The organism is Mesorhizobium sp. M0019 (assembly GCF_040323975.1).
In the GTDB taxonomy this organism is placed as follows: domain Bacteria; phylum Pseudomonadota; class Alphaproteobacteria; order Rhizobiales; family Rhizobiaceae; genus Mesorhizobium.
The window spans coordinates 16,551-41,131 of sequence record NZ_JAMYVK010000058.1; the positions used below are offsets into that span (position 1 = coordinate 16,551).

Annotated in this window: 32 protein-coding genes and 1 pseudogene; 22 read left to right on the forward strand and 11 right to left on the reverse strand. The window is 59.3% G+C overall.

Features of this window, described 5'->3' with window-relative positions:
• Positions 1–533 precede the first annotated feature (533 nt).
• From NKK47_RS29670 to NKK47_RS29685, 4 genes are all read left to right on the forward strand, one after another.
• A complete protein-coding gene (locus NKK47_RS29670; protein ID WP_352579259.1) occupies positions 534–743 on the forward strand; it encodes a hypothetical protein in 210 nt (69 codons plus the stop codon).
• 157 nt (positions 744–900) lie between these two features.
• The gene (locus NKK47_RS29675; RefSeq protein ID WP_352579260.1) at positions 901–1,485 is read left to right on the forward strand and encodes a hypothetical protein; all 585 of its coding nucleotides are present in this window, start codon (positions 901–903) and stop codon (positions 1,483–1,485) included.
• Positions 1,486–1,583: 98 nt separating this feature from the next.
• A complete protein-coding gene (locus tag NKK47_RS29680; RefSeq protein ID WP_352579281.1) occupies positions 1,584–1,766 on the forward strand; it encodes an excalibur calcium-binding domain-containing protein in 183 nt (60 codons plus the stop codon).
• Between the two features lie 22 nt (positions 1,767–1,788).
• Positions 1,789–2,079 carry a hypothetical protein gene (locus NKK47_RS29685; RefSeq protein WP_352458009.1) on the forward strand — a complete coding sequence of 97 codons (291 nt, stop codon included), beginning with the start codon at positions 1,789–1,791 and terminating at the stop codon, positions 2,077–2,079.
• A 347-nt stretch (positions 2,080–2,426) separates the two neighbouring features.
• Here the strand turns inward: NKK47_RS29685 and NKK47_RS29690 are convergent, their stop codons facing one another.
• On the reverse strand, positions 2,427–2,813 hold the full coding sequence (locus tag NKK47_RS29690) for a hypothetical protein (RefSeq protein ID WP_352579261.1): 387 nt from the start codon (positions 2,811–2,813) through the stop codon (positions 2,427–2,429).
• Between the two features lie 30 nt (positions 2,814–2,843).
• Between NKK47_RS29690 and NKK47_RS29695 the strand changes: the two genes are divergently transcribed.
• Positions 2,844–2,987: a hypothetical protein gene (locus NKK47_RS29695; protein WP_352579262.1), complete on the forward strand. Its 144-nt coding sequence runs from the start codon at positions 2,844–2,846 to the stop codon at positions 2,985–2,987.
• Positions 2,988–3,160: 173 nt separating this feature from the next.
• Here NKK47_RS29695 and NKK47_RS29700 read toward each other — a convergent pair whose 3' ends face one another.
• Positions 3,161–3,469, reverse strand: coding sequence for a DUF982 domain-containing protein (locus tag NKK47_RS29700; protein WP_352579263.1), 309 nt, complete (start codon positions 3,467–3,469; stop codon positions 3,161–3,163).
• Between NKK47_RS29700 and NKK47_RS29705 the strand changes: the two genes are divergently transcribed.
• Positions 3,458–3,721: a hypothetical protein gene (locus tag NKK47_RS29705; protein ID WP_023722282.1), complete on the forward strand. Its 264-nt coding sequence runs from the start codon at positions 3,458–3,460 to the stop codon at positions 3,719–3,721. The genes NKK47_RS29700 and NKK47_RS29705 overlap by 12 nt on opposite strands.
• 258 nt (positions 3,722–3,979) lie before the next feature.
• Positions 3,980–4,234, forward strand: a complete 255-nt coding sequence (locus tag NKK47_RS29710) for a DUF982 domain-containing protein (RefSeq protein WP_352579264.1) — start codon at positions 3,980–3,982, stop codon at positions 4,232–4,234.
• Between the two features lie 352 nt (positions 4,235–4,586).
• Here the strand turns inward: NKK47_RS29710 and NKK47_RS29715 are convergent, their stop codons facing one another.
• Together NKK47_RS29715 and NKK47_RS29720 are read right to left on the reverse strand one after the other, a co-directional pair.
• Positions 4,587–5,063: a Ros/MucR family transcriptional regulator gene (locus NKK47_RS29715; protein WP_352579265.1), complete on the reverse strand. Its 477-nt coding sequence runs from the start codon at positions 5,061–5,063 to the stop codon at positions 4,587–4,589.
• A 383-nt stretch (positions 5,064–5,446) separates the two neighbouring features.
• Positions 5,447–7,837 carry a thiamine pyrophosphate-binding protein gene (locus tag NKK47_RS29720; RefSeq protein WP_352579266.1) on the reverse strand — a complete coding sequence of 797 codons (2,391 nt, stop codon included), beginning with the start codon at positions 7,835–7,837 and terminating at the stop codon, positions 5,447–5,449.
• Between the two features lie 128 nt (positions 7,838–7,965).
• On the opposite strand from NKK47_RS29720, the gene NKK47_RS29725 reads away from it, so the two are divergent.
• Complete coding sequence (locus tag NKK47_RS29725) at positions 7,966–8,439, forward strand: Lrp/AsnC family transcriptional regulator (RefSeq protein WP_352579267.1); 474 nt, start codon at positions 7,966–7,968, stop codon at positions 8,437–8,439.
• Positions 8,440–8,636: 197 nt separating this feature from the next.
• Here the strand turns inward: NKK47_RS29725 and NKK47_RS29730 are convergent, their stop codons facing one another.
• On the reverse strand, positions 8,637–9,269 hold the full coding sequence (locus NKK47_RS29730) for an acyl-homoserine-lactone synthase (RefSeq protein WP_352579268.1): 633 nt from the start codon (positions 9,267–9,269) through the stop codon (positions 8,637–8,639).
• A 73-nt stretch (positions 9,270–9,342) separates the two neighbouring features.
• Positions 9,343–10,092, reverse strand: a complete 750-nt coding sequence (locus tag NKK47_RS29735; protein ID WP_352579269.1) for an autoinducer binding domain-containing protein — start codon at positions 10,090–10,092, stop codon at positions 9,343–9,345.
• 128 nt (positions 10,093–10,220) lie between these two features.
• On the opposite strand from NKK47_RS29735, the gene NKK47_RS29740 reads away from it, so the two are divergent.
• Positions 10,221–10,436: a helix-turn-helix domain-containing protein gene (locus NKK47_RS29740; RefSeq protein WP_023679380.1), complete on the forward strand. Its 216-nt coding sequence runs from the start codon at positions 10,221–10,223 to the stop codon at positions 10,434–10,436.
• Between the two features lie 28 nt (positions 10,437–10,464).
• Here NKK47_RS29740 and NKK47_RS29745 read toward each other — a convergent pair whose 3' ends face one another.
• Entirely contained in the window at positions 10,465–10,731 is a 267-nt protein-coding gene (locus NKK47_RS29745) for a helix-turn-helix domain-containing protein (protein ID WP_352579270.1), read from the reverse strand.
• 158 nt (positions 10,732–10,889) lie between these two features.
• Here NKK47_RS29745 and NKK47_RS29750 point away from each other — a divergent pair, with 158 nt between their 5' ends.
• From NKK47_RS29750 to NKK47_RS29775, 6 genes are all read left to right on the forward strand, one after another.
• The gene (locus NKK47_RS29750; protein ID WP_352579271.1) at positions 10,890–11,663 is read left to right on the forward strand and encodes an IclR family transcriptional regulator; all 774 of its coding nucleotides are present in this window, start codon (positions 10,890–10,892) and stop codon (positions 11,661–11,663) included.
• Positions 11,653–12,846, forward strand: a complete 1,194-nt coding sequence (locus NKK47_RS29755) for a M24 family metallopeptidase (protein ID WP_352579272.1) — start codon at positions 11,653–11,655, stop codon at positions 12,844–12,846. The genes NKK47_RS29750 and NKK47_RS29755 overlap by 11 nt, the downstream gene beginning before the upstream one ends.
• A complete protein-coding gene (locus NKK47_RS29760) occupies positions 12,843–14,135 on the forward strand; it encodes a threonine synthase (protein WP_352579273.1) in 1,293 nt (430 codons plus the stop codon). The genes NKK47_RS29755 and NKK47_RS29760 overlap by 4 nt, the downstream gene beginning before the upstream one ends.
• 160 nt (positions 14,136–14,295) lie before the next feature.
• The gene (locus tag NKK47_RS29765) at positions 14,296–15,042 is read left to right on the forward strand and encodes a substrate-binding periplasmic protein (protein WP_352579274.1); all 747 of its coding nucleotides are present in this window, start codon (positions 14,296–14,298) and stop codon (positions 15,040–15,042) included.
• 107 nt (positions 15,043–15,149) lie between these two features.
• A complete protein-coding gene (locus tag NKK47_RS29770) occupies positions 15,150–15,806 on the forward strand; it encodes an amino acid ABC transporter permease (protein WP_352458031.1) in 657 nt (218 codons plus the stop codon).
• Positions 15,803–16,534, forward strand: coding sequence for an amino acid ABC transporter ATP-binding protein (locus NKK47_RS29775; protein ID WP_352579275.1), 732 nt, complete (start codon positions 15,803–15,805; stop codon positions 16,532–16,534). Before NKK47_RS29770 ends, NKK47_RS29775 begins: the two co-directional genes overlap by 4 nt.
• A 40-nt stretch (positions 16,535–16,574) precedes the next feature.
• On the opposite strand, the gene NKK47_RS29780 is transcribed toward NKK47_RS29775, so the two are convergent.
• Complete coding sequence (locus NKK47_RS29780; RefSeq protein ID WP_352458033.1) at positions 16,575–17,630, reverse strand: cysteine synthase family protein; 1,056 nt, start codon at positions 17,628–17,630, stop codon at positions 16,575–16,577.
• The gene (locus NKK47_RS29785) at positions 17,627–18,403 is read right to left on the reverse strand and encodes a GHMP family kinase ATP-binding protein (protein ID WP_352579276.1); all 777 of its coding nucleotides are present in this window, start codon (positions 18,401–18,403) and stop codon (positions 17,627–17,629) included. The genes NKK47_RS29780 and NKK47_RS29785 overlap by 4 nt, the downstream gene beginning before the upstream one ends.
• Before the next feature lie 556 nt (positions 18,404–18,959).
• Between NKK47_RS29785 and NKK47_RS29790 the strand changes: the two are divergent.
• From NKK47_RS29790 to NKK47_RS29810, 5 genes and pseudogenes are all read left to right on the forward strand, one after another.
• Positions 18,960–19,097, forward strand: a pseudogene (locus NKK47_RS29790) (helix-turn-helix domain-containing protein); the annotation flags it as partial.
• A gap of 154 nt (positions 19,098–19,251) precedes the next feature.
• Positions 19,252–19,707, forward strand: a complete 456-nt coding sequence (locus NKK47_RS29795) for a LysR substrate-binding domain-containing protein (RefSeq protein ID WP_352579282.1) — start codon at positions 19,252–19,254, stop codon at positions 19,705–19,707.
• 191 nt (positions 19,708–19,898) lie between these two features.
• On the forward strand, positions 19,899–20,342 hold the full coding sequence (locus tag NKK47_RS29800; protein ID WP_352458035.1) for an AAA family ATPase: 444 nt from the start codon (positions 19,899–19,901) through the stop codon (positions 20,340–20,342).
• Between the two features lie 346 nt (positions 20,343–20,688).
• Positions 20,689–20,904 carry a hypothetical protein gene (locus NKK47_RS29805; RefSeq protein ID WP_352579277.1) on the forward strand — a complete coding sequence of 72 codons (216 nt, stop codon included), beginning with the start codon at positions 20,689–20,691 and terminating at the stop codon, positions 20,902–20,904.
• Between the two features lie 13 nt (positions 20,905–20,917).
• On the forward strand, positions 20,918–21,085 hold the full coding sequence (locus NKK47_RS29810; protein ID WP_352579278.1) for a GNAT family N-acetyltransferase: 168 nt from the start codon (positions 20,918–20,920) through the stop codon (positions 21,083–21,085).
• 827 nt (positions 21,086–21,912) lie between these two features.
• On the opposite strand, the gene NKK47_RS29815 is transcribed toward NKK47_RS29810, so the two are convergent.
• A complete protein-coding gene (locus NKK47_RS29815) occupies positions 21,913–22,242 on the reverse strand; it encodes a hypothetical protein (protein WP_352579284.1) in 330 nt (109 codons plus the stop codon).
• 57 nt (positions 22,243–22,299) lie between these two features.
• Between NKK47_RS29815 and NKK47_RS29820 the strand changes: the two genes are divergently transcribed.
• Positions 22,300–22,971, forward strand: a complete 672-nt coding sequence (locus NKK47_RS29820) for a Crp/Fnr family transcriptional regulator (RefSeq protein WP_352579279.1) — start codon at positions 22,300–22,302, stop codon at positions 22,969–22,971.
• Between the two features lie 224 nt (positions 22,972–23,195).
• The gene (locus NKK47_RS29825) at positions 23,196–23,390 is read left to right on the forward strand and encodes a DUF4062 domain-containing protein (RefSeq protein ID WP_352458912.1); all 195 of its coding nucleotides are present in this window, start codon (positions 23,196–23,198) and stop codon (positions 23,388–23,390) included.
• Positions 23,391–23,982: 592 nt separating this feature from the next.
• Here NKK47_RS29825 and NKK47_RS29835 read toward each other — a convergent pair.
• On the reverse strand, positions 23,983–24,420 hold the full coding sequence (locus NKK47_RS29835; protein WP_502903663.1) for a tyrosine-type recombinase/integrase: 438 nt from the start codon (positions 24,418–24,420) through the stop codon (positions 23,983–23,985).
• Between the last annotated feature and the right edge of the window lie 161 nt (positions 24,421–24,581).

The window sequence follows — 24,581 nt, forward strand, 5'->3', positions numbered from 1 at the left end:
CACTGTTACGATTCCCAGCATTTGGGCGCAATCGCGAGATTTATACCGTCCAGAGATCATCAACTGGTTGTAATCTTCCCGTTTGTGTTCCGGCATATGAAAGCCACGCCGAAATTCCGCCGCCTCCGTCGGGGTTCGAGTTCAACCGAGTTTACTGGCGCTGACTCTTAAACTAGCATCCGATCTTGGTCGCAATATCTTTCAACGGTTCGTTATTAAGGTATCCATGAAGAATTACCTTGCGACGGGCTTCGCTTTTGAGCTTTGCGTTCATTTCGGGGGCTCCTCAACTACGCGTTCACAACACGCGATTCTATACGAATCAAATTGAAGATTGTCGTTAGCTTCACATCCAGAAACGTATCTCGGAATGCATTTTTTAAGATTTCTTCATGCCGCCAAGCTGCCGATAATATTCCTGCTCACCTGTTTCCGAAAGCGCTCAAGTAAATGATCGTCCTCAACGGCCATCTTCAGGGCCGTCTTGACGCACTCTCGACACCGCGTCGGGCGGTCCGCTAAGAGGAACGACAATGGGCATCATTCGCCTGGATCGCGAAATCAAAGCTGAACTGCATTCTGAAGCGGTTAAGCTCATCGCCCGGTACGGCAGCCCCCTAAAGACGATAAAGGCGCTCATGGCGTATAAGTGCGAGCTTGAGACTCAAATTCTGGCTCTCGCTCACCGGCACCCTGGATTGGTGACCCTCGGGTATGACGACACGCCGCCAACCTTGGAATGAGCCATGGACGTCTGTCATGACGGCGAGCGACCCGGGACTTTTGACTTACAAGGAACCCAAACGGTCCGGAACAAGAAATGCCGGGCGGAGAATTCGAGGCCGAGCCAGCCGGTCATGACCGCTATCTTGTTTGCGGCACGACGGGGTCGAGTTGACGATGCACGATGTTATCAGTTTTTTGGAAGCGAACTCCACGCTGGTGCTGGCGAACCCGGCCGTCTTTGCCAGTTTTGCCGTTCTCTTCGGAGGAGGCGGATTTGTGGTCGGCCGCTATTTGTTGACCGAACGTCTCGCGAATCTGGAAAGCCGCATTGCCAGACGTGACGAGGAAATTACTGATCTAAAAGCAAAGAAGAAAGTACAAGATCGGGAGCCGCCGATGGTGCCGATAATCGGTACTGTTGCAATTGGTCCCACCAACCGAAGTGAATTGGACAAGCTCGATGCAGAAGCGGCCGGGCGACTGCCAATGGAAGTCAATGAGCGTGTCAAAGGGCAGCCATCCGGCTTGTCGGGAAACGCACGAGAGCCACTGGGCGAATGGATCGACACTGCGCTAACGCGCTGGTTGAGGCGATCATCGCCGTCACGTCTGTCGTCGACATCAAGGCAATCATCTCGACAGCATCTGCGGCCCTCCGTGGGCGAACGGTCTAGCCGAGACTTTGGCCGATTTTCAAAAACCCACCCGGCACGACTGGCAACTGCGTCGCTACCTTGGGCGTATTGCATGCCCGCTTAGCTTGCCGCATGTTCGGATGGGGCCTGGGAGGGCTGAAAATGCTGTTCTTCGTGGCGGTTTGCTTCTCTGCCAGCGCGACAACCTATCCAACTTATCCGATGAGCGCTTCGTCAAATGAACACATCGCTCAATCGTGCAGCTGTAGCCCGCGACTGACGTGCGGAAAGATTCGGTCCTGTGCGGAGGCAATCTGGTACCTGCAGAATTGCCCGTGGGGAGGCAATCTCGACCGCGATGGCGACGGAGCACCCTGCGAAAACCTTTGCGGCAGTAGCAATTGAGTACCACCACGGACCGGGGCCAATGACACGCCGATCTTTCGCGGAAGATCTCGAAAGCGCCGCTGAGCGCATAGCCGATATGCCTCGCGCGGATTTGCAGATTATCCTGCGTCGCGCTGCTTTGATGCTAAGAAACGTCGGTGGCGTGCCGCTTGAGCCAGCAACCGCAGACGCACTCGATTCCATAGCAGCCGAGATGAAAATCGGCAGGCCGGAGCTTATCCAGATCATTTTGCGAGAATGGCTTGAGGCCAACGCGTATTTGCCGTTTCGGACTATCGACGAGGAAAGCGAGACTGACGGGAGCGCCTAAACAAGGTCTGCTAGTTCCGACGTCCAACGGATGACCGATTTCCGCGTCTTTCAAGGCGCTGCATTCAAAGCGCACGTGCTTTGTTTCGGGCGTCACCTAGGGAAGGGCAACAGGAAAACATTTACAACCATTAGCTTGTTGCGCCCACATTCTGGCGGCGGTCTATCTGGTGCGCATGCCGATCTTACATGCATGCCGAAGTCTGCCGGAAAACTTCCTTCGCCTGGCCGGTGCTGCCATTGGTGGCCGGCGCCAGCGACGGCCGAGACGCGCCCGGCCCTGGCGGCCCAGCGGTGTACCGGCCAACGGTCGCATTCCCGCAGCCGGGTGGGATCGAAAAAATGCCCTCACTCGTCTCTCCATACGACGCGCCGCTCCCATCTGATTTCAACCAGCCGGCGGAAGCGGATCGTCTCCAATTCCTGACCGATAGGATGGAAAAGTTCGGCTCTCATCCATTCGTTGCGACCGCATTTTTCGCAACGGACCTTTGCCCGCACCTGGTCAATGGTGACGTTGCCGATCACCTCCCGCAGCTCCAGCGGCTTGTAAAAACGCTTGATGTTGCAGTGGCCGCAGCTGATGCGGGCCACCTGCCCCGTATTGTGGGCATGCATCAACGTCCATGGCGCGCCCCTCGGCCACTTTTCGGGTTGTTCTGGCATGCCTAGAAATGAGGAACATTTTCCTCGTCCGTCAAGGCGCTCTTGACTTTTTGTTCTGTTTTTGTTCACTTCCAACGTCAACAGCAACAGGAGGCAGATATGAACCTGCTTTTGCGCGTCAAGGGTGCCTCGGGCGAGGAGATTTCGCGTGGGGTATTGGCCGCCGAGGCTGTATTGGAGTGTGCCGGCATCACAGCAGGCAAGCAGCAGAAGGCATGTTCGCGCTCGAGGGCTGGGACATAAGTGGTTTTCCCGATGACGGCCAGCCGACAGAAAAAGAAGACAAAGCCGCTCAAATCTGGATGGAAGCCCAGCTAGCGGCGCTTGAGGCATGTTGCGCTGGTTGGTCTGCCGAGAAAAGGCCGGCTGCCGCAGATTTGGAATTGCCGACCAACCCGGAAGCACAACTCGCCGACCTAGATGTCCGCCTCCTTCGCGACCTCAACGAAAGCCTTACGGGCAAGGTGAGCTTTCTTCAGTCCTTTGAGAGCACCAAGACAGGCTTTCTGGGCCGCGACGTGCTTCTTGCTGGTCGTCGTCGGCCATCTGTTCAGAAGGATATCGGCGGCTTGGGCAACCCGCTCCACAGTGGGCAGTGTTCCGCGACCTGCCGAGTGCAACGCGCACAGGCTCCTCAAAACGGTGGTCTTGCACGCGCATCTCCCGAGTGTCGAAACGCGACTCAATCCTCGGTCATGTGATAGGTTCCCGCCATGTCTGATCATATTCTGCCCGGTCAAAAGAAGCCCAAGCTAATCGTCGTTGTGGCGTTCGATCGTGGCGAGGACGGCGAACTGTTTCCCGCCTTTGGTCCCGCCGATCAGCAAAGCGAGGAACGCGCCATCCGCACCGGTCAGGCGCTCGCAGGGAAGCACGTTGGCGTAATCGCATGGAGCCGCGACGCCGACCCGGCTATTGGCGACTATGGCCCGCCGACCGTGCTATTCACCTGCGGTGACGTGCCGGATATGGAGTAAATTCAGCCCCGAGATTCCATTTCGCGGTGTTCGGAGAACTCCCCTTCACTGGGTATTTGTGGATCATTTATTGGGTAACGCCGCTCTTGGCGAGGCGCTCTTCGAAAGTCGGGGCCAAGCCCGACGTGCTGAAGCACTGGCCAGCGTCCATCGCGGCGGCAGCTTCTGGGCCAAGCGGATGCCTTCAGTTACTTGCGGACGTTTGATGTGGCGCAAAGGATCCGCAGAAGCTAACATAACTTGTTCTTGGAGGCTGTCGTGCGTACGAGACGTTTCAGAAAGCCCGTCGTCGTTCAACCCGGCCGGATCGATCGCGACAGAGTTGTTACGTCGGTATCCGACGCGGCCGAACTTCTGCTGAGGGACTGGCCGAGGCCGGATGGCAAGGCGCGGCTCGCCGCAATCGAAGCATGCCTTGCCGTAATCCGTGGAGAAAAACCACCAAGGATAGCGCGCCAGGCGTTCATCACTGCTGCCAAGGAGGCCAGGATATTGCTCGGGGAAGAAATTTAGGCTTACCCAGCACCCGTATGGCCATGCCCTTGAAGCACGGAGCGCTGCTGGATTCAGCGGGCTTTGTTGCTTTGTGGCATCGAGCAGAGCGAGATGTATCGATGTAGTGCGATTTTACCGATATGATTTGATTGTCTGTCGAGGGCGACGATGTATCGGCTCGACTTGTCGATCGCACATTGATCGACCTCCCCTGCCCCGTCAGGATACGAGGACGTGAAGACGCAAGCCGTGCTGAAGCTGGTGTTGTGGCGTGAGCGGCGCTTACTGAACCGCGAAGCCAGGCAGCTCATTCCCAGCCAGGCCACCTAGACCATCTATCCTGACGGCATGGCCCGAACGTCGTGCACTGTCAGGCTTTGGCCTTGCGCTTTGCTGGTGCTTTCCTTGGCGGCGTTTTGTCAACCGCCTTGCGGCCGAGACCGGCAGCTTTGGCAAGCGCAGACCGCTGAGCCGCATAGCTGGGCGCTACCATAGGATAGTCCCACGCCAAACCCCACTTGGCTCTGTACTCATCAGGTGTCATGCCAAGCAAGCCCAGGTGGCGCTTCATCGACTTGAACTTGCGCCCGTTCTCAAGGCTTATAATGTATTCGGGAAAGATCGACTTCTTAGGATTTACCGCAGGCGTAAGTATTGGCGATGGTGCAGCGACCGGCCTAGCCAGGCCAGACAACGCAGAATTAACGCTGGCGATCAGATTCGGCAGATCCGCCACGGGCGTTGCGTTGCTCTGGACATAGGCTGCGACGATATCTGCTGTCATCCCTAGCAGATCAGCATTTCTCTGCCCAATTGCTTCCTTCATCAAAATCGTTCCCTTGTTCATCTCCGGGGTTCCTATTTGGAAAATTCGGCCTGCGCAATTGCAAAACAACGACGCTGGATTGCTCCAAGCACCGACTTCGGTGTACTGACGCCTGGCTCAGAAGAAAAATGAGATCGGTCGGCCCGCTCTCGACGGTCGACCCCAAATGCGATCACGGCGAAGTAGATAGCCATGTTCAACGCAGCACGGCCGTTGAAGGAGGCAGCGAACCGTGCGGAAGGAACACGAATTGGCCTGTGCTGTTAGCGAACACGAGATGCCAACCTCCCGCAGGCTGGTGCGGGAAAGATGTCCGGCACCACCCATGGCGGGTGACCCTCGCTTCGCCGCGGACGGGACTGGCGGCTGGCCACGCCGACGATCCCGGACGGCGACGCGCAGCATCAATCCAGCGCGCGCAGGTAGCGGATGGGGCGGCCAACAGCAATGCGATCTGCGGCCGTGGCGATGGAATTGGCGTCGATGCCGAAGTGGCGGTAAAGGTCACCGATCGTCCCCGACTGGCCAAAGTGCTCGACGCCGAGACTGCGCGTGCGGTGGCCGTACACCGAGCCCAGCCAGCCGAGCACCGCCGGATGACCGTCGGTGACGGAGACGATCGCGCAATGCGCAGGGAGATTGGCAAACAGCCTTTCGATATGGCTCCTTGCATGGACGAGGCCGCGTTCGCGCGCGCGACTTGCCGCCGTCCAGCCCGCGTTCAAGCGATCGGCCGAAGTCACGGTCAAAAGACCGACGTCCCGACGGTCCTCGGCCATCATGCCGACCGCCTCGATGGCTTCCGGCGCGACGGTGCCGGTGTAGGCAACGATCACTTCGGCATTGGGACCTGGACGCCGCAGCCAATAGCCACCATCGACAATGTCCTGCTCGAGCTGTGGCGTCATGGGACGAATGATCTGCTCGACCGGGCGCGTCGAGAGCCGCAGATAGACCGAGCCGCCGGTCTCGTCGCGCAGCCAGGTGCGCTCCGACTGCACGGCGTCGCCGTCGCGCTGGATATAATCCAGCGCAAAGCGCATGATGACGCCCAACTCGTCGACGAAAGCCGGCTCGTAGGCGGCAAGCCCGTCTTGCGCTATGCCGATCAACGGTGTGGCGATCGACTGATGCGCCCCGCCTTCCGGCGCCAATGTGACCCCGGACGGCGTGGCGACCAGCAGGAAGCGCGCGTCCTGATAGCAGGCGTAATTGAGCGCATCGAGACCGCGCTGGATGAACGGATCGTAGAGCGTGCCGATCGGCAGTAGCCGTTTGCCGAAAATCGAATGCGACAGCCCAAGTGCCGACAGCAGGATGAACAGATTGTTCTCGGCGATGCCGAGTTCGATGTGCTGGCCGGAGGTGCCGAATTCCCATTTCTGCGCCGAGGCGATGCGTTCGCTGCGGAAAGTGTCGGCGAGTGACCGACGCGCGAACAGGCCGCGCCGGTTGACCCAGGGGCCGAGATTGGTCGAAACCGTGACATCGGGCGATGCCGTGACGATCGCGTCGGCGAGCGGGCCGCCAGCCCGCGCAATCTCGTCCAGAATTCTGCCGAAGCCGACCTGCGTGGAGACGCTGCCTTTGGCTTCCGCGACGAGACGACCAGGGACCACGATGCGCTGGGCGTGCCGGCGCCGCTGGCCCTTTGCCGCGAACGGAACGGCATCGAGGAAGCGCCGCAAGTCCCTCTCGTCGATATCGAGCCCCTCGAAGGCATCCCACTCGCGCCCTTCCCCGACCGACATCGAGGCGCGAAAGACTTCCAGCTGATCCCTGGTCATCAATCCGGCGTGATTGTCTTTGTGGCCGGCGAGCGGCAGGCAGAAGCCTTTTATAGTGTAGGCGATGAAGCAGGTCGGCTGGTCATTGCCGCGTGCGGTCTCGAAAGCTTCGATCAGGCATGGCAGGTCGTGGCCGCCGAGATTTGTCATCAGCGCGGCGAGTTCGGCATCGGACCGCCGCTCGAGAAGCGATGTCAGTCCCGGTTTTTCACCGATGTCGACCAACAGCCGCTTGCGCCAGGCGCCGCCGCCTTGAAAGATCAGCGCCGAATAGAGCTGGTTGGGGCAGGCGTCGATCCAAACCTTCAGCGCCTCGCCGCCCGGTTCGGCAAAAGCGGCATCGAGCAAGGAGCCGTATTTCAGGATCACGACATCCCAGCCGAAATTCCGGAAAATGTTTTCGAAGCGCTCCCAAAGACCTTCGCGAACCACGGCGTCGAGGCTCTGTCGGTTGTAGTCGACGATCCACCAGCAGTTGCGCAGGCCGTGTTTCCACCCTTCCAAAAGCGCCTCGAAGATATTACCTTCGTCCATCTCGGCGTCGCCGATCAGCGCCACCATCCGGCCCTCGGACAGGGTTTCATCGCGGGCAACGAGATAATCCTGCACAAGCGAGGCAAACAGCGTCTGCGCGACGCCGAGGCCTACGGAACCGGTGGAGAAATCGACGTCGTCGACATCCTTGGTCCGCGACGGATAGCTTTGCGCGCCACCGAAGGCGCGAAAACCTTCGAGCTTCTCCCTGGTCTGATTGCCCAGAAGATACTGGATGGCGTGGAATACCGGCGAGGCATGCGGCTTCACCGCGATACGGTCCTGCGGCCTCAATATCGAGAAATAAAGCGCGGTCATGATGGTGGCGAGCGACGCCGAGGACGCCTGGTGTCCGCCAACCTTCAAGCCGTCCGTATTTTCCCGCAGGTGATTGGCGTTATGGATCATCCATGTCGACAGCCAGAGCACCTTCTTCTCCAGTGCCGAAAGTGCCTCCAGTTTTTGTTTGTCCATGCTGCAAGACTCCCGGTTGCGATGTCGCAATCATAGGGCTGAGCAAAAACCAATTGTCGCTAAAGTTGCATGAGATTGGCAGCTGCGTTAGCTGGCTTCGCCAATATCGACCAATGGAGTAACGTTCGATGCCAAAAAGTCGACTGGACGATATCGACCGAAAGATCATTGCCGCGCTGCAGGTCGACGGCAGGATGACGGCGCAGCAGCTTGCCGAGCGGGTCGGCCTTTCGGCCTCGCCCTGCGCCCGCCGGGTCCGCCTGATGGAGGATATGGGCGTGATCACCGGCTATGCCGCCCTGATTGACCAGGACATGGTCGATCTGCCGATCTCGGTGTTTGCCTCAATCAAGCTTGAGCGCCAGCGCGAGAACGAGCTGAAGCGGTTCAACGCGGCGATCGCACGCTGGCCGGAGGTGGTCGATTGCTATCTGATGACTGGCCAGCGCGACTATCTGTTGCGTGTGGTGGTGCGCGACCTGCACGCCTATGAGCGCTTCCTGAAGGAAAAGCTGACGCGGCTCGATGGCGTCTCCTCCATCGAGTCCAGCTTCACGCTTGCGCAGATCAAGCGGTCGAACCGGCTGCCGGTCGAGACATGATTTTTTCCAAACGTTGGCAAGTCAACCGCTTAGTTTTCGGTTTCGAACAGCACGATTTCGCCCGGTGGTGACTGGAGCGGCCGGTTTTGCGACTAGCGTTTATGGCTGAAAGGTGGATGCGCATTCGCCGGCATGCACCAACTTGTCCGCCAGGCAGCATGGTCGTTCGAGGCGTAACGCCCAGCGACGGCCTAAGGTCAGGCCAGCTGCTTGATTGGCGTGTCGGCCCAAAGCACTGGGTCCGTTATGCGGTAGAATTGTCGCGTCGCGGCCAAGGCAGACGGGCCGACGTCGACCATCACGCCGATGATGGTCATGTCATCGCATTTGAATGGAGCGCCGAGCCTTTTCGGGCACCACCCGATCGATGCCAAGCGGTCGAACCAGTAGTCCTCACAGACAATCGTCAGATTGCTAATGCCTCTTTGAATGCAGAATTCCAGAATTCCGCAGTAGATCACGCCGGCGGCCTGGCAGGGCCGGCCGGGCTCGCGAAAATCCCGGGCCACGAAAAATCTCGTCCACTCATAGATATCGGGTCGGCGCGGAACGCCACCATCGGCAAGTTGCGGAAAGATTTCGCTCATCAGATGCGGTCTGAGGCTCGGCACCAGGCGGGATCCGGCAACGACACCTCTTCCCGGCTGGATGCCGAGCAGATGAATCGCCTCGGATGTATCAAACGGGTCGATCTCGCGACTGTCGGGGCGCCTCAGCTCATGCCAGCCACGTTCATCGACATAGATTTCATGTCTCAGGCGGAAGTAGCTGTCGAGATCCTCTCGATAGGCAAAGCAGTTTGACGCGTCGACGACATGGACCTGAATCATTGTGGTTCCTCGAGATGGAACCCCATCCGACCACGCGACGATTGCCCGTGAAATACCCAGATCTGAGGATGGATCAAAGCTCGATTTCGTGCCTGCGAAAAGCCTCGACGATCGCGTGCACAACATTGGCGGTGCTGAGCTTCTGCTTGATGTTGCGCAGGTGGGTAGTCACAGTGTTTTCCGAGATGCCAAGTATTCGGGAAACCTCCCATGCGGTCTTTCCTCCCGCGACCCACTGCAGGATTTCACGCTCTCGTTGGGAAAGCTTTTGTCTCGGCCGCCTGCGCGAGTTGCCAACGAGGCGTTCGGCAGCCGAATAGGCATGGCGCGCAAGGGCATGAATGGTGCAGCGCACCGTCGGCGCCAAATCAATTTCATTTCCAGCAACCGTTACGCAGGCCGGATCGCCAAACGCATCCTGGATTGGGATGCAGATTCCGTCGCAAAGCCCAAATTCTCTCGCTTCATCCATCACCTTCCTGGCATTGCTGTTCGTCAAGCCGTGATTGGCGTCCCTCCAAAGGAAGGGCCCGATCGCGCCACGGCACAAAGCAACGCAAGGATCGTGGCGGTAGTGTCCGACAGCCCTGTAGTGGTCGTACCATTCCTGCGGCCAACCGTTGACAAGGATGTGTCCATCCAGCGATCCGGTGTCCTGGCGTGGCAATTCGGTGACGAGACAGGCTGCGTAGCCGTGACGTTCGATGCTCTTGCGCAGTTGCCGAATGATCTCGGCGGCGCTGGTTGCACGGTCAATCCGAGCGGTTGCTTCAAAGATTTGTATTAGCTGATCCTGTAAGACGCTCCCGTGAACCGCCGCCATTGTAGGCCCTTTCAATGTACTGAGACAAAGAAAACAATAAATAACTTAGGTCCGACCGCAACGTCCGGCATGACTTTTGACTACTATAGTAGGTGGCACTAAAGGGCGCATTCTGACTGCCTCGCTTCATGAGGCTGAGGTCAGTTTTTGCTCGCAATCTGAGATTGCTACGCCAAGGCACGGGCCTGTCGCAGGAGCAGCTCGCGGACCTTGCCGGCCTTGATCGCAACTATGTCGGCAAGCTCGAGCGGGAGGAAAACTCACCGACCGTCGATACGCTGGAGGTACTGGCGTTGGCATTGCAAGTTGACGTGGAGCAGCTCATCCGTCGCAACTCGCCATGATGCACTGGCCAGCAGGCCGCCGAGAGCATCAGGATTTTCCCTTGCGCCGCTCACGCGACGCCACAGCACAATCACCAGCTGGGGCTCGGGCGTTTTTGCCGGGCCGTTTCGTCAGCTCCTCGATGTCGACGCTCAATGCGGTGGCAAGCTTTGCGAGCGACAGGAGTGTGGGATTGCGACGGCCGGCCTCGAGACCACTCAGATAGGCGCGCGTGAATCCTGAACGGAACGACAGTTCCTCTTGAGAGAGGGCCTGTGCGCGCCGAATCCTCTGTACGTTGAGGCCGACAACCAACCGTAGGTCCATGACGGCATGGTCGTCGCTGGGCACACTTTAGGACGACACACTATAATGCACATTCGTCATTGACAGGCGCGGCCATTGCTGCTTTTCTCATCATATTAAGGAACACCATTCCGATATAAGGAACGTCAGTGACAGGAAATCTTTCGTTGGAACGTGGGCTTGCGGTTCTCAATGTCCTCAAGGAAGCGGACGAAGCTGTCGGGGTGCGCGAACTAGCCCGCCGGCTTGAGCAGAGTGCTCCCGCCGTGCAGCGAATTCTGAATACCCTGGCAGAGCAGGGCTATGTCGAGCAGTCGCCAGACTCGCGGCGCTACCGGCTGGGTCACTCCGTGCTGGCGCTGGCGCGGAAGGTCCTGGGCAGAGATCGCCTGGTTGGTTTGGCTGAAATCGAACTGCAGGCGCTGGCCGCCGAAGGGTGCTTCAACGCATTCCTCGGTATCAGGCGGGGCAGCTGCGGAATTTATCTCTTGACAGTGCAAAGCAAGAGTCCGGTCGTCATTCGTTCTTCACCTGGCGAGACCTTCCCCTTGCACTCCACCGCGTTGGGCAAGGCGCTCCTGATGGAGCTGAGCGGCGAGGCGGTCATTGGGATTCTTGGACGCGGTCCACTGGAGCAGGTTGCCGTACGCACAGTCACCGATCCGCACAAGCTCGTTGCTCAAATCAGAGCGTCCGAGCCCATTGGTTACACAACATCCCTGGACGAGAATTTTACCGGGCTGATTGCGGTCGGCGCACCGCTTCGCGATGCATCAGGCACAATCATGGCTGCGATAAGTGTGGCCTACCCCCGGTCTGTGGGGCCGCATGTGGAGATCGCCGAGGTTGGAGAGGCAGTAATGGCAGCTGCGGCGCGCATCTCAGCAGGCCTCGGCTTTCTGGAAGCAAAACAGGCTCGGGATTCCCACCATGCTGCTTAACGAGGCCCGCCTGAAACAATGCATGTCGGCAGCCGGGTTTGATGCCGTCATAGCGACGACGCCGGAAAACGTGACCTATATGAGCGGCTTCTGGGCTCTGCCGCAATGGATCCGTCGTGGTCCGCAGGCCTATGTGGTGTGGCCAGCTCCCGACAAGGGCACGCCTGAAATCATCGCCAGCTCCAGCACCCTCGACCTCGTTGCCGATCAGGAACTGTGGGTAAGCAAGGTTCGGCGCTATGGCGACTTTTACGCCAATGTCGGTTCCTCGGCCACCGTGGACCTCGCCAATGAACGACACCTCCAGCTTCGAGACCTGCCGAGGCATGGCGATGCCATTGCGGCTTTGGTCGCCGCATTGGAGGAAGCCAAGCTCACCCGTGGGCGGATCGGCATAGACGAGGCGGGACTCGCGCCAGGATACCAGGAAACCCTCAGAGCCCATTTTCCCAATGCGTCGTTCCTACCAGCCACCGCATTGCTTCGCGAGGTTCGTGCCGTAAAAACGGCAGATGAAATCGAACGGCTCGGCCAAGTTGCCCAGATTGCCGAACGCTCCATTCAAGCAGCACTCGGCGTTGCTCAGGAAGGCGCCACCGAAGCAGATCTGGCGCGCGCTTTTCATGTCAGGACGGTTGAGGAAGGCGCCCTGCCCGTATTGGGATGCATCGGCTTTGGCGAGCGCAGCGCGCTCATGAACGTCCAGCCGTCTGACCGCAGGTTGCGCGCTGGAGAAATCATCCGCTTCGACGTCGGTGGCCGGTTTCGGCACTACCGCGCCGACATTGCCCGCATCGCCACGCTGGGCGAGCCGCCGCCGCAGGCGCATCGGCTTCAGCAGGCGCTGCTGCGCGGCGTTCAGCATGCCTGCGACATTATCCGGCCGGGCATGGCAGCAGCACAGCTCTTCGAGACGGTCGTGCGTGTGGTGAAGCGCGAAGGAATTGCCCACTACGAGCGCGATCACGTCGGACACGGCATCGGCCTTGATGGTTATGATGCGCCGACGCTCTCGGCGCGCAGTACAGACATCCTTGAAGAAGGAATGGTGCTGTGCGTGGAGACCCCCTACTACGAAATCGGCCGCTGGGGACTCCAGGTGGAGGACATGGTGGTTGTTCGCCAGCGCGGAGTGGAGCGGCTGACGCAGACGCACGATGCAATCACCCGGGTGCCGTTATGAGCCGCGCGGCAGGGTTTTCCTGTATTCGATGCGGCGCCTTGTTCCGGATCGATACCAAAATCGACTCACGCGGCTGCCCGATATGCTGTGCCGAAGCACCGGCCAATCTTAAGGTCGCCTACGATCCATCCGGAGCTACATCGGCCGCTTCCGCAGCGGGTGCCGCCCTGCCCTCGCTCTGGCGCTATGCCGACATGCTTCCTTGTGGACTCAGCGATGCAATCTCCTTGGGCGAGGGCCTGACGCCGTTGCTGAGCGCTGAGAAGCTGGGAAGGCAGCTCGGCGTCCCCAAGCTTCTTATCAAGGACGAGGGCGCAAACCCTACCTGGTCCCACAAGGACCGCTTCTCGACCGTGGCGGTGTCGATGGCACGTTTGAGTGGCGCACGCGTGGTGGCGACTGCTTCGTCGGGGAACGCCGGGGCCTCACTTGCCGCCTATGCTGCTCGGGCGGGCCTGAAATGCGTCGTTGTCACATTCTCAGGCACCGCCGGCGCAATGTTGGCGCAGATCCGCAAATACGGCGCAAGCGTCGTATCCCTGGCCGACAAGTCCCATCGCTGGCCATTGCTTGCCGCTGGTACCGAGCGCCTCGGATGGTTTGCAACATCACCGTTTCACAGCCCCGTGGTGGGCAGTCATCCTGTAGGGATCGAGGGCTACAAGACCCTGGCTTACGAAATCGTCGAACAAATGCACGGTGCCGTGCCGGACTGGTGCGCCTTGCCTGTTTGCTATGGGGACGCGCTTGCCGGGCTGTGGGCCGGATTTAAGGACCTTCTTAGCCAAGGCAAGATCGAGCGCTTGCCGAGACTCGTGGCGGCGGAAGTGCATGGATCTTTGGCCAGAGCCCTTGCCGGCAAGGGAGATCTGGTTGCCGAAGTCCCCGCAAGCTTCGACACGCTTGCCATCTCGATCGGCACCACACGAAGCACGTTTCAGGCGCTCAACGCCCTGCGTGAATCTGGCGGCACGGCAATGCCGGTCGGCAATATCGGCTTGATAGCGATGCAGCAGCAGCTTGCGGCCACCGAGGGTGTTTTTGCCGAGCTTGCCTCGGTGACGCCATTTGCAGCTATCGAATCCTTGAGGCGAGAAGGCACCATCGCGCGGTCGGACAGCGTCGTTGCCATCGTGACAGCGAGCGGCCTCAAAGATTTGGATCGTTCGACCGGTCCGAACAAAGCACAACCATCGTTTCAGTCAGTTGCCGAAGCGTGGCAATACGTTGGCGAGGGCCGTGACTATTTCACGCCCTCTCATGAACAACGCGCGACCAAGATATCCTGAAGAGAAGATAGAGACGATCATGAACAGATGCGATTTCTGATCGACTGATGATCCCGTCCGCCACCGGACGACATTGCGACTTCCAAAAGCTTTCCACGAGAGGCAAATTCAACTCGCTTAGCGAGTGGAACCTCGATTCAAACATGAAAGGGGAATTTTCATGCTTCGCAAAACACTCATCGGCTGGCTCGCAGCCCTCGGCGTCGCAACGGCAACTCAGGCGATGGCTGAGGAAACCCTCAGGGTCGGCGTCACGCCAACCGGGGTGCCGTTCACGTTTGTCGACACCGCAACCCAAAAGCCGACAGGCGCGATGGTCGATCTGGCAAGTGCGATTGCCGCGAGCCTTGGTACGACCGCCGATTTTCAAATAAACGCTTTTCCAGCCCTGATCCCGGCATTGACGACCGACAAAATCAATCTGATTTCCGCCAGCATGTTCATAACGGACAAACGAAAGCAGGTGATCGATTTCAGCACGCCGGTTTACGCGTATGGCGAGGCGATGTTTGTTGCTGCCGGCGATAGCAAAAACTACACGATCGAGGAGCTCAGAGGTGCGACCGTCGGGGCGCAGATCGGCTCGACCTACGCTGACGCTCTGGAAGCGCTTGGCGTCTTCGGTCAAGTCAAGCTCTACGACTCAATCGCTGACATGATGCGCGATGTGGTTCTGGGCCGCATCAAGGCCGGTTTCGGTGACGCCCCGATCGTCGCATATCAGCTTTCAAAGAATCCCGACCTGGGTGTTCGCCTCGTCGACGGCTACCAGCCGATGAAAAAAGGCGAGGTCGCGTTGGCGGTTGCCAAGGAAAATCCACTGCTTCTCGAAAAGGTGAATGCCTCCATCGCCAAGCTGAAGGAAAGCGGCGAATTAAGCCGAATATTTGCCAAATATGGCCTTTGAGGCCAACCCGCACTGACCTCGACAGAAGCGCCGGCTGGCAGGACCAAGGGATCGCATCGGAATGACCGGCTTTGACGGCCGGGGTACGTGCCAAGAGGAAGCCGGCCATGACCAAATTCATCGCGCATGCAACGGAATATCTGCCGCTTCTTCTTAACGGCGTTTGGCTGACCGTCATGATAACCTTTCTTGCGCTGTGTCTTGCGACGGCGCTCGGCCTTGTCTGGGCGCTGTTCAGGACATCGGGGATACGCTGTGTCGCCGTGCCGACGCGGCTCCTTGTCGACTTCGTGCGCGGCATACCACTGTTGGTGGTTCTCTTTTATATCTACTTTGTCGCGCCCGAGATCGGCATCAACCTGACTGCGCTCCAGGCTGGCACGATCGGGCTGGGGCTGGCTCACTCCTGCTATCTCGGGGAAACTTTCCGGGCTGGCATCGAGGCGGTCGATAAGGGTCAGGTCGAAGCGGCAAAATCGATCGGAATGAAGCGTCCGTTGATGATGCGCCGCGTCGTGCTGCCGCAGGCATTCAAGATTATCCTGCCGCCTTACGCCAACAACATGGTCATGCTGCTGAAGGACTCCTCGCTTGTGTCGGTGATTTCGGTTCAGGAGCTGACCATGCAGGGCAAGATGCTTGCGTCGTCCACATTCGACAACATGACAGTTTTTACCTTGGTGGCACTGCTTTACCTGTGTCTGACGGTTCCGCTGAACCTGTTTATGCGTAGAGTCGAAAGCTATCTTGGGGCGGCGGGATGATCACCTTCGACGACGTGCACAAGTCCTTCGGTGCCCACGAAGTCCTCAAGGGGATCAACGCCGAGATCACCAAAGGACAGGTCGTATGTCTGATTGGGCCCTCGGGTTCCGGCAAATCGACGCTTCTACGATGTGTGAACGGGCTTGAGACCTATCAGCGCGGTCGCATCAGCATCGACGGCACCGTGGTCGATGCCGCCTCGCCCCAGGTTCACGCCATCTGCACCCGCGTTTCCATGGTTTTCCAACGTTTCAACCTGTTTCCGCACCGCACAGCCCTGGAAAATGTCATGGAAGGGCCGCTCTACGTGCTGAAGGAAAATAGGAAGCAGGTCCGGGAGCGGGCCACGGCATTGCTCAATCGCGTCGGCTTGGCCGATAAGACGAATGCCTATCCCGCGTCATTGTCGGGCGGCCAACAGCAGCGCGTGGCCATCGCCCGCGCCCTGGCGATGCGCCCACAGGCCATTCTTTTCGACGAGCCCACCTCCGCACTTGACCCGGAAACGGTCGGCGAGGTCCTGCAGGTCATGCGCGCGCTCGCAGACGAGAACATGACCATGCTCGTGGTTACGCACGAAATTCAGTTCGCCCGCGAGGTTTCCGATAGTGTCCTCTTTCTCGACGGCGGCCGGATCGTCGAGCAAGGTCCGGCCAAGGACCTCCTTCGACACCCGAAGCACGAACGCACTAGGGATTTTCTTCACCGGGTGATGCACCCCGTCTGACTCTTGGCCGGTGCTGCCTTGTCGCGTCAAAGCTCTGAATTCAGACCTGTCGCTCCGCCGGGGACGAGCCCTCAAACTCTGCGAGAACGGCGCTTAGAGTTCTACGGTCCCAAGGAAATCTGGTCCATGCCGTCTCCTCGGCCGGGTGAATTCGCTTGAGAACTGTTGGCTCAAGTGGAATTGAGATTGGCCAGTCCTTCAAGCCGGCGAGCCAATCCGGGTTATAGACTGTATCGGAATGACGATGCCCTTCATCTGGCATTATGACGACGGTGGAGGCTTCGGGATTTTGCTTGGCGAACCATGCGCCGACCAGGGCTGCGGCGCCGCTGGTCGGGCCCATGAACAGCCCGTGATCGCGAAAAAGCCCATGCGCCATGGCGTAAGCTGGTAATGCGCCCACCCAATGAATATCGTCGATCATCTCATGTCGAACATTGTCCGGCAAAACGCTGTTGCCGAGCCCGCGCAGCATGCGCCTTCCGACAGGCTGGCCGAAGAGCATGCTTCTGTGGGTATCGACAGCAATCATCCTGAGATCTGGAAAGAGCTCACGAAGGAAACCTCCGGTTCCACACAGCGATCCCCCTGTTCCCACGCAGCCGACGAGGCAATCGACGCGGCCGAGTGAACGAACAACGAGATCCGCCAGGCGCGCGTAGGCAAGCCGGTTTTCCGGACTGTCGTACTGTCGTGGCCAATACGTGTCCGGGTTATCTTGCAAGGTCTTCTGAAGGTACTCGAGCCGACCACGCTGATTGCCGTCTCCCTGAGGATCATCGATGGCCATCACTTTGGCACCGAGCTGTTCCAGCCGTCTCTTGAGTTTCACGTCGATGAGGCTGGAGGCCGTGACGAGCGTAAGCCCATACCCACGGGCGGCAGCTAGCATGGCGATGGCCAGGCCGAACGTGCCCGACGTCGTTTCAATGATGTGCCCACCGCGCTTAAGGCGTCCTGATGCTTCTGCACGGTCCACCATGAATCGGGCGGGCAGCAGCTTCATGAGGGAAAAGCAGGCGGCGTTGAGGTTAGGCGCGAGCTGGGCAAATCGCGGTGTTTCATAGGCGCGTAAGTAGTCTTCACCTGCGCTCACTGGATTACTCTCGTTTCGGCGTTAAGGCCAAATGTATGAACATCTGTGAAGCCTGCGCCCCTCAACTGCGTTGCGAGTTCGACGGCGCGCATGGCGGGTCGCGGTGCGGCAGCATCCAGGAGGATGCCGATCAAAGTGCCACTGTGAGCCACTTGCACGCCGCATGCGTCATGCCCGCGCGCTATGTCCAGAACAGTGTTGAAAGCTGCCTTCGGCAGATACCTCTGACTTATCCTGGCGCTGATGGTTGCGACACGTCCAAGCAGGCGGGGATCTTGTTGCCTAATTGAGCGACACGCCAATCCGCGCAGAACACGGAAGACTCCGATTTCCTCACTATCGTAGCGTGCTCGTCGCATGCCCAGCGTGTCGATGGGCCGGGCACTGCCGTCCCTGAAACCCACAACGAGAAAGGGCGGGAACTCGCCTCCGAAATGTTCGATTGTACGGCCATCCCGGTGAGCGAAGAGGAGAGCTTGGTCGCAGTAGGCGATGGCGTCGCTTGCGCCTTCCGCGGCCACCGCCAGTCGCGCAACAGTTGACTGGCGCAGCGCGACGCGCGCCGAAGCCGCGACCGCGCGGATCGACGCAATGACGTCTGCCGTAGAGGAACCGTAGCCGTGCCCTATCGGGATAGAGCTTTCGATCGTCAATTCTCCCCCTCTTCCAGCTACCCCGACATGCTCGAGCGTGAGGGCCGCCGCGCGCGCCGCTTTGATCCGGTTTGCGGGTCGCGGCCGAATGCCATCTTGTTCATCCGGCCAGAAGGTCACTAGCGACTCTTGCGACGTCAGCGGAAGCGTGACGAGTCCGCGACAAAGCCGTCCGTTTTCCGCTTCAAAGACGCCTTGGAGGAATTCCCCGTGATGGGCGTGTGCCCGACCGACTCCTACCACCAGAGGCCACGCGACAGTCTCGTTGTTGATGTTGCTCGAATGTGTCTGCTGGCCGGATCTCGGTGTGCTTGTCTGTATCACCGCATCATCTCCTCACCATGGCATTGGGCGATGATGCGTGCGACTGACCCGTGCTGTCACTCGCCAAATCTTGGTAGTGCCATTGGCAAGCACATCGTGCAAAGATACGGACAAGATTACCCACCAATTGGAGCCTCCAATACTGGACTAAACACAGCAGCACTCGTTTCGGGAACGGTTGGCCATGCGCCAAGCAATCCGAAACGAGTGCGGCCATGCACGGTGTTTTCAGTATTGTTCTTCTAAGGAGGGTTGGACTGCCCACCCTTTGTCAATACTGAGATCTGGCGATAGTCCGCAGCGGCCAAAAGCGCTCAAACGCGTTTTGTCGCCAACTTGACTTTGAGCAGAGATGCGGAGCTCCGTCCAACTCGCGACCCTCAATTATGCACTTGTGGTCGCGGAGGAGGGCAGCTTTCTTCGCGCCTCGCGACGCGCAGGGATCGATCACTCCGCCGTCAGCCGGCGCATACGCGATCTCGAATACGCCATGGGAACGAGGATTTCGCCGCCATGCCCGCGACATCGGCCCAACCCCGGCAGGCGAGCGCTTTCCTGGAGCGTCCGCGCTCCGTGCTGCTCGAGCTTGATGATACTCTCACTCTGGCCAGGACCGCCACCAAAGATGAACATGAAAGCTTTCCATCGGCTCCAACGGAATCATCCTCGCCGGGCGAGGCTTGGATGCAGTCATCGAGTTCGGGCAATCTCATGCAAATGTGACCGTCAGCTTGATAGAGAGTTCTTATCCTTCGCCGAAGGCTGCTCTGGGTGCCACCCAGGCCGACGTCGTCGTGTCCTTCTCCTCCCGATTCACCGGCGGCGCATGCGAACTGACACTGTGGAAAGACACTCTGGCTGTCGTTCTTGCTTCAAATCATTCTCTCGCAAGCCATTCCGTGATCGAGTGGCAGGATCTGGAGCAAGAGACGTTGCTCGTCCGCAGAGGCGAAGCATTTCTGCTCGCCGACGCTGTTGGACGCGGCGTGCAGCATCCTCCAATCCTCGAACATCACGTCAGTGCAGGCATCTTTGCGCCTCGTCGGAAACGGGCTTGTAGTCGCTCTGATCCACGACCGAGATGCCGACAGGGTTCTTAAAGATGCGATCTGTCGTAAGCTGCGGATCGGGGCAAACCAATTCAGATCTCCAGTTTAGCCCGTTGGCGACCCGACAACGCCAATCCTGCCTTACCGATCTTCGTCGCGTTCCTGCGCGATCGGTATTCGTCCTGACAGTTATCCGACCGTCATGGTCGGACAATCAACCCGGTTTCAGAGTCCGTCGTGCCTTGGCGAATGCTCTGTTTATTGTGATGAACCGGGTCAGCATCGGCGGGATCGGTTCCGGGCCAATCTCACAACTAAGGCGTCGGCGCCTTTTAACGCCCTTGCCTCTGCGCGTCTTGCACGGCTGGGCTGCCGGTTTCCTTGCAAAACTGGAACTGTACTCCATAATTGCAAGGATAATTGGACGCCGCATCAGCCTAGAACTCACCGAGACGCTGGACAGCATGCCCGCTGTTGCGCTGCTCGGGCCGCTTCAGGTCGGCAAGACAACCCTGGCGCCGGAAATAGCCGAACGGCGTCCTTCGATCTACCTTGACCTCGAGTCGGACGCCGACCGCGCACGGCTTGCCGAGCCGGAGCTTTATTTGGCCGAGCATCAGGACAAGCTGGTTATGCTCGACGAGGTCCACCGGCTACCGAACCTGTTCCAGAACTGCGCGGGCTGATCGACCGCGGTCGGCTTGGCGGTCGCAAAGCCGGCCGCTTCCTGCCAAAATCTAACGCTTGGCACCCAACTAAACTGCCGCTCAGAGGTGGACAGCGGCTGTTCGTTTTGTCCACCCGAACGGGCAAGGAGCGCCATGTTCAGACATTCGCGGTGCTTCTCCAGAGCGGACGTTAGCTCATCGGTAGGAGTCGACCTGCGGACCATGCCTGATGGTAGGTGTAAGGGAACGGCGTGACCCCCATGCGATGAAGCGGCGGTAGGCCGCCGCTCCGAATTTGAGCGGCCCGTCCGGCAACGCTATAATTGACCGGCAGGGGACATTATCGATGACGCAAATCAGAGCCATGACTGAGCAGGACGTGCCGTCGGTATCGCTGCTCATTGGAGAGTCTTGGCGCAGGACGTACTCGCCAATCATGGGTGCCGAGACCGCGGCCCGGATTTCGGATGAAGATCACACGCTGCAGCGGATTGCGGCGAAACTGACAGACACCAACAAAATGTCGTTCGTGGCAGAACGGCCAGACGGCTCGATTGCCGGCTACGCGATGGCTGAATGAAGCCGGCGACGTCATGCTTGACGGGCTCCACATCGATCAAAGCGAGTACGGCACCGGGCTAGCCGCTAATATATTGCACGCTGTCTTTGCCGCCCATTCCGGCATCCCGAGCATCGCACTCGAAGTGCTCGAGGGAAACGACCGGGCAATGGCCTTTTACCGCAAACATGGTTCGAAGTGATCGATCGCAGGGCCGCGTCGCACGGTGCAGAAGGCCATGCATCGTTGATTATGCGCAAACTGCTATCTCGCGCCTAGTCGGAACTCGCGCATCGAACAGTACATCACGTCTTCCGTCCCCAGCGCACCGGCGGCCTCCCCGCTCGCAATCCAAATAGACGTCTTTCAGCTGTTTGATTGGCATGTCAGCGTGAGCGAACGCGAGATCCCGAGCGTCAGAAGCCGACAATGAAGCCGGACTGATTGCGATCAGCACGGTGCCGAGCGTCACAGGCGAGGGACTTAACAACTGACATGATCATTTTGAGATCCTCCCCAGCTCCCGTCGGTCAACATTCAGTCCTTGGGGTCGCAGGTGTAGTGCCGTTCGAAGGTCCCGTCCGCGCGCCGCTGCTTGTCGAAGCCGCGATGTAAGGCTCGATCGCGCGCTCGTGGACCAGCCAAAGGGGATCTCGGCCGAGGCGTAGCCACTGCCGGCAGCCAACCGTCTCGGGATCGAGGCCGAAACGATCCTGGTGCGCTCGATCGTCGTGCCGGCCGCGCCTGCCTCCGCATGACGGATGGCGCGGCTTCGCAAATCGCACATAATTTCGTCACGTGAGATGCCGATGTCGCCAAGGACGTCATCGGGTAAACGGCTCAACTGGTCCGTTGCCGACAAGAGAGCTTTTCGCTCGGCGCGGAGGCGTAACCACCTGCGAAATGGACCAATGGCGGCAGCATGAATTATAACCATGATCAGATCGTCCCTTCATTGATCTGAATTGACCGGTACGGAACGGCGCGAACGGCACTCCGGGCGAGAGCGTCAGCCGTCCGCGAGGCAAATTAGGCGTAGTGGTCGATGGATTGGTTTTGCCGCGGCGTGCCCATACGGCGGGCGGTGGCTGGCCCCGGGCCACGCATGTAATAAAGCTCCGGGCGGTAGCGCGGCGCGACGAATTTGCGAAACCCCGCAGCAAGTTTTGTGACGGGAGCCAAGAATTTCATGACTGTTCCCTTTCCCTTCGCCGGCTTGCACACGAGCCGGCGGGCCTGACGTTGCAACAAGGATATGACAGTCGAACCAGGCTCGGCTGTGGGAATTCCCACACCGGGGAAAACATTGGCGAAATCCGCTCCCAGTTTGCATCCCGGAAAGCGGGGCCTGCCGGCCATCAAATTTCCTTGGATAGGGAGTAAGGTGAAGTACACTTGATTGAACAAGAGACCGTTGTGACAGGCTCTCTGGCCTTCATCTCAAGACTTTGCGATGCCGACCTCGCCGCGCTGACCAAACGGTGGCACGAGCGCAGCTATCGACACAACGAGCTAATCATTTCCCACGGCGACACTGGTCGCGATGTCTTCTTCCTGCTGGAAGGACGGGCTCGCGTGACACTGGTTTCAGCGGACGGCAGGGAGATAGCGTATCGCGATGTCGAACCGGGTGACATTTTCGGGGAGCTCGGAGGCATTGACGGGATTGCACGCTCTGCCAGCGTAGTCGCGCTGGAGGCAACCCGCGCTGCACGGCTGTCCGGCACAGCATTCCGGGATATCGTGATGACCCACCCGACTTTTGCCTGGATGCTGCTTGAGCATCTGTCTGCCCAGCTCCGGCGCATGACCGAGCGGGTATTCGAATACAGCACTCTGGTGGTGCGAAAACGGCTGATCGTCGAGCTCCTGCATCGGGCGGAGAAAGCCGCACTCGTGGACGGCGAGGTGTCCGTAAGCCCGGCACCGACGCATTCCGAGCTGGCGGCAACGATGAGCACGCACAGGGAAGCGGTCTCGCGCGAAATGAGCGACCTCGCCAAGAGAGGCCTGATCGAAAAGCGCGGCAGCAGGTTATTGCTGCATGACGTCTCGGCACTACGGGCGCTGGTCGACAAGAAGGAATAGCGAAGGCTGTCGCTGCGGCGGGGGGCACCGCACGTTTCATACTCCTCGGCCGCAAGTGATTATTCGTTCCGGCAAACCGGGCAACCTAGCGTGCCAGCGCGCGGGTCGGGCTTTGATCACTTCACCCCTTGCAAGAATCATGACTCGGCTTCTTGATGCGGGCACGGAACGTTATCCCCAGCCTGCTTGCAGACTTACAAGGGCGGATCGAAGGGTGAAGCCGCATGGACGTTAAATACCAGATCTTCGTCAGCTCGACCTATGCCGATTTGGTGGACGAAAGACGGTCGGTCATCGAGGCCGTTCTTAACCCTCGGGCATATTCCTGTGGGGATGGAGGCATTCCAAGCCAGCGACGACACTCTTTGTCATCCCGGCCGGTGCGGACGAAGCGTTCGAGGCTTCGTTGCAGGACATGATCGCGAACCGGCCAGAGATGGGTGCGTGGACCTGGCGGGTCGGTGACGGGGAGATGCCGGCCCTTCCAAGGCTGGGACGACATCTCAGATTTCCATCGATGTCGTGAATCGATTGGCGGCTATCGATTCAGACAACGCGTTGGACAAGGATCTCCGCTGTCTTGGACCATGACGCTATGGTGAGGGGTGATCAGCGATCGTCTTTTTCGGTGAGCATGCTGCGGGTTTACCGCCGCCGAGGCGCACGTCTTCGAGCAGATCGCTGCCGGCAGGACGACGCTGGAGACGCCAGCGGCGCTTGGGATCCGGCGCACGACCGTTTAAGACACATCTCGAGCACATCTTCCTCAAGACGGGAGCAAGCCGCCAGGCCGATCTCATCAAGCTCGCCCACTCGCTGGCTATACCGCTGTAATAGGCTCTGCAATTGGTGTGTGATGTCGGAACGGATCGCAGGCGGACTCTGCGGCGGGCGTCTTCTTGGAACCGGCAACCACTGCGGCCACGTCGCGCGGCGGACACTGTCTGCGTGTCAGCAAGGTCCGGTTCGGGTCACGGAGCGACGCTTCATGCCGGCGCCGCTCCGCGTAGCCTATAGTTCGACTTGCTCGGAAATCGCCAGCGCGTCATCGACCTCTATCCCGAGGTAGCGGACGGTGCTCTCCAGCTTCGTGTGACCGAGTAGCAGCTGGACGGCGCGGATGTTGCCCGTTTTCTTGTAGATTTGTGATGCCTTTGTCCGCCTCATTGAGTGTGTTCCGTATCGCTTTGGATAGAGACCGATGCTGGATACCCATCTGCCTACGATCCTCCCATACTGCCTCGTAGACATGTGCGGCTTAGCGCGAACCCGGCTCGGGAAAAGGAAATCCGTTTCGGTCAGGCCTCGGCCTGCGATCCATGCACTGACGGCTGCGCGTGTCTGCTCCGTGATCTCGAACTGCACTGGCCGCCCTGTCCTCTTCTGTACGATAACCGCCCGAAGCGCCCGATGCGGGCTCGCGCATTGTAGCGCCTCCGGAGCCGACAATGAGGGGTACTTCAATAGGTCGGATGCCGGCTCTCCCGTTGAAGCTGACCGCGGTAATGGGCGCAGTCGCGCCACAGGCTGCCATCAGGGTTGCTACTGGCAGAACGCACACTTTCTCCCCGTTGCGGGCGGATTCGAGATCGGTCGTGGCTGGGATGCTT

Bases quoted from the DNA above. Each gene is read 5' to 3' on its own strand.
- NKK47_RS29670 (WP_352579259.1), top strand. From the start codon at position 534: ATGGGCATCATTCGCCTGGATCGCGAAATCAAAGCTGAACTGCATTCT.
- NKK47_RS29675 (WP_352579260.1), top strand. From the start codon at position 901: ATGCACGATGTTATCAGTTTTTTGGAAGCGAACTCCACGCTGGTGCTG.
- NKK47_RS29680 (WP_352579281.1), top strand. From the start codon at position 1,584: ATGAGCGCTTCGTCAAATGAACACATCGCTCAATCGTGCAGCTGTAGC.
- NKK47_RS29685 (WP_352458009.1), top strand. From the start codon at position 1,789: ATGACACGCCGATCTTTCGCGGAAGATCTCGAAAGCGCCGCTGAGCGC.
- NKK47_RS29695 (WP_352579262.1), top strand. From the start codon at position 2,844: ATGAACCTGCTTTTGCGCGTCAAGGGTGCCTCGGGCGAGGAGATTTCG.
- NKK47_RS29705 (WP_023722282.1), top strand. From the start codon at position 3,458: ATGTCTGATCATATTCTGCCCGGTCAAAAGAAGCCCAAGCTAATCGTC.
- NKK47_RS29700 (WP_352579263.1), bottom strand. From the start codon at position 3,469: ATGATCAGACATGGCGGGAACCTATCACATGACCGAGGATTGAGTCGC.
- NKK47_RS29715 (WP_352579265.1), bottom strand. From the start codon at position 5,063: ATGAACAAGGGAACGATTTTGATGAAGGAAGCAATTGGGCAGAGAAAT.
- NKK47_RS29720 (WP_352579266.1), bottom strand. From the start codon at position 7,837: ATGGACAAACAAAAACTGGAGGCACTTTCGGCACTGGAGAAGAAGGTG.
- NKK47_RS29725 (WP_352579267.1), top strand. From the start codon at position 7,966: ATGCCAAAAAGTCGACTGGACGATATCGACCGAAAGATCATTGCCGCG.
- NKK47_RS29730 (WP_352579268.1), bottom strand. From the start codon at position 9,269: ATGATTCAGGTCCATGTCGTCGACGCGTCAAACTGCTTTGCCTATCGA.
- NKK47_RS29735 (WP_352579269.1), bottom strand. From the start codon at position 10,092: ATGGCGGCGGTTCACGGGAGCGTCTTACAGGATCAGCTAATACAAATC.
- NKK47_RS29740 (WP_023679380.1), top strand. From the start codon at position 10,221: ATGAGGCTGAGGTCAGTTTTTGCTCGCAATCTGAGATTGCTACGCCAA.
- NKK47_RS29755 (WP_352579272.1), top strand. From the start codon at position 11,653: ATGCTGCTTAACGAGGCCCGCCTGAAACAATGCATGTCGGCAGCCGGG.
- NKK47_RS29760 (WP_352579273.1), top strand. From the start codon at position 12,843: ATGAGCCGCGCGGCAGGGTTTTCCTGTATTCGATGCGGCGCCTTGTTC.
- NKK47_RS29765 (WP_352579274.1), top strand. From the start codon at position 14,296: ATGCTTCGCAAAACACTCATCGGCTGGCTCGCAGCCCTCGGCGTCGCA.
- NKK47_RS29770 (WP_352458031.1), top strand. From the start codon at position 15,150: ATGACCAAATTCATCGCGCATGCAACGGAATATCTGCCGCTTCTTCTT.
- NKK47_RS29775 (WP_352579275.1), top strand. From the start codon at position 15,803: ATGATCACCTTCGACGACGTGCACAAGTCCTTCGGTGCCCACGAAGTC.
- NKK47_RS29805 (WP_352579277.1), top strand. From the start codon at position 20,689: ATGACTGAGCAGGACGTGCCGTCGGTATCGCTGCTCATTGGAGAGTCT.
- NKK47_RS29810 (WP_352579278.1), top strand. From the start codon at position 20,918: ATGCTTGACGGGCTCCACATCGATCAAAGCGAGTACGGCACCGGGCTA.
- NKK47_RS29815 (WP_352579284.1), bottom strand. From the start codon at position 22,242: ATGGCCGGCAGGCCCCGCTTTCCGGGATGCAAACTGGGAGCGGATTTC.
- NKK47_RS29825 (WP_352458912.1), top strand. From the start codon at position 23,196: ATGGACGTTAAATACCAGATCTTCGTCAGCTCGACCTATGCCGATTTG.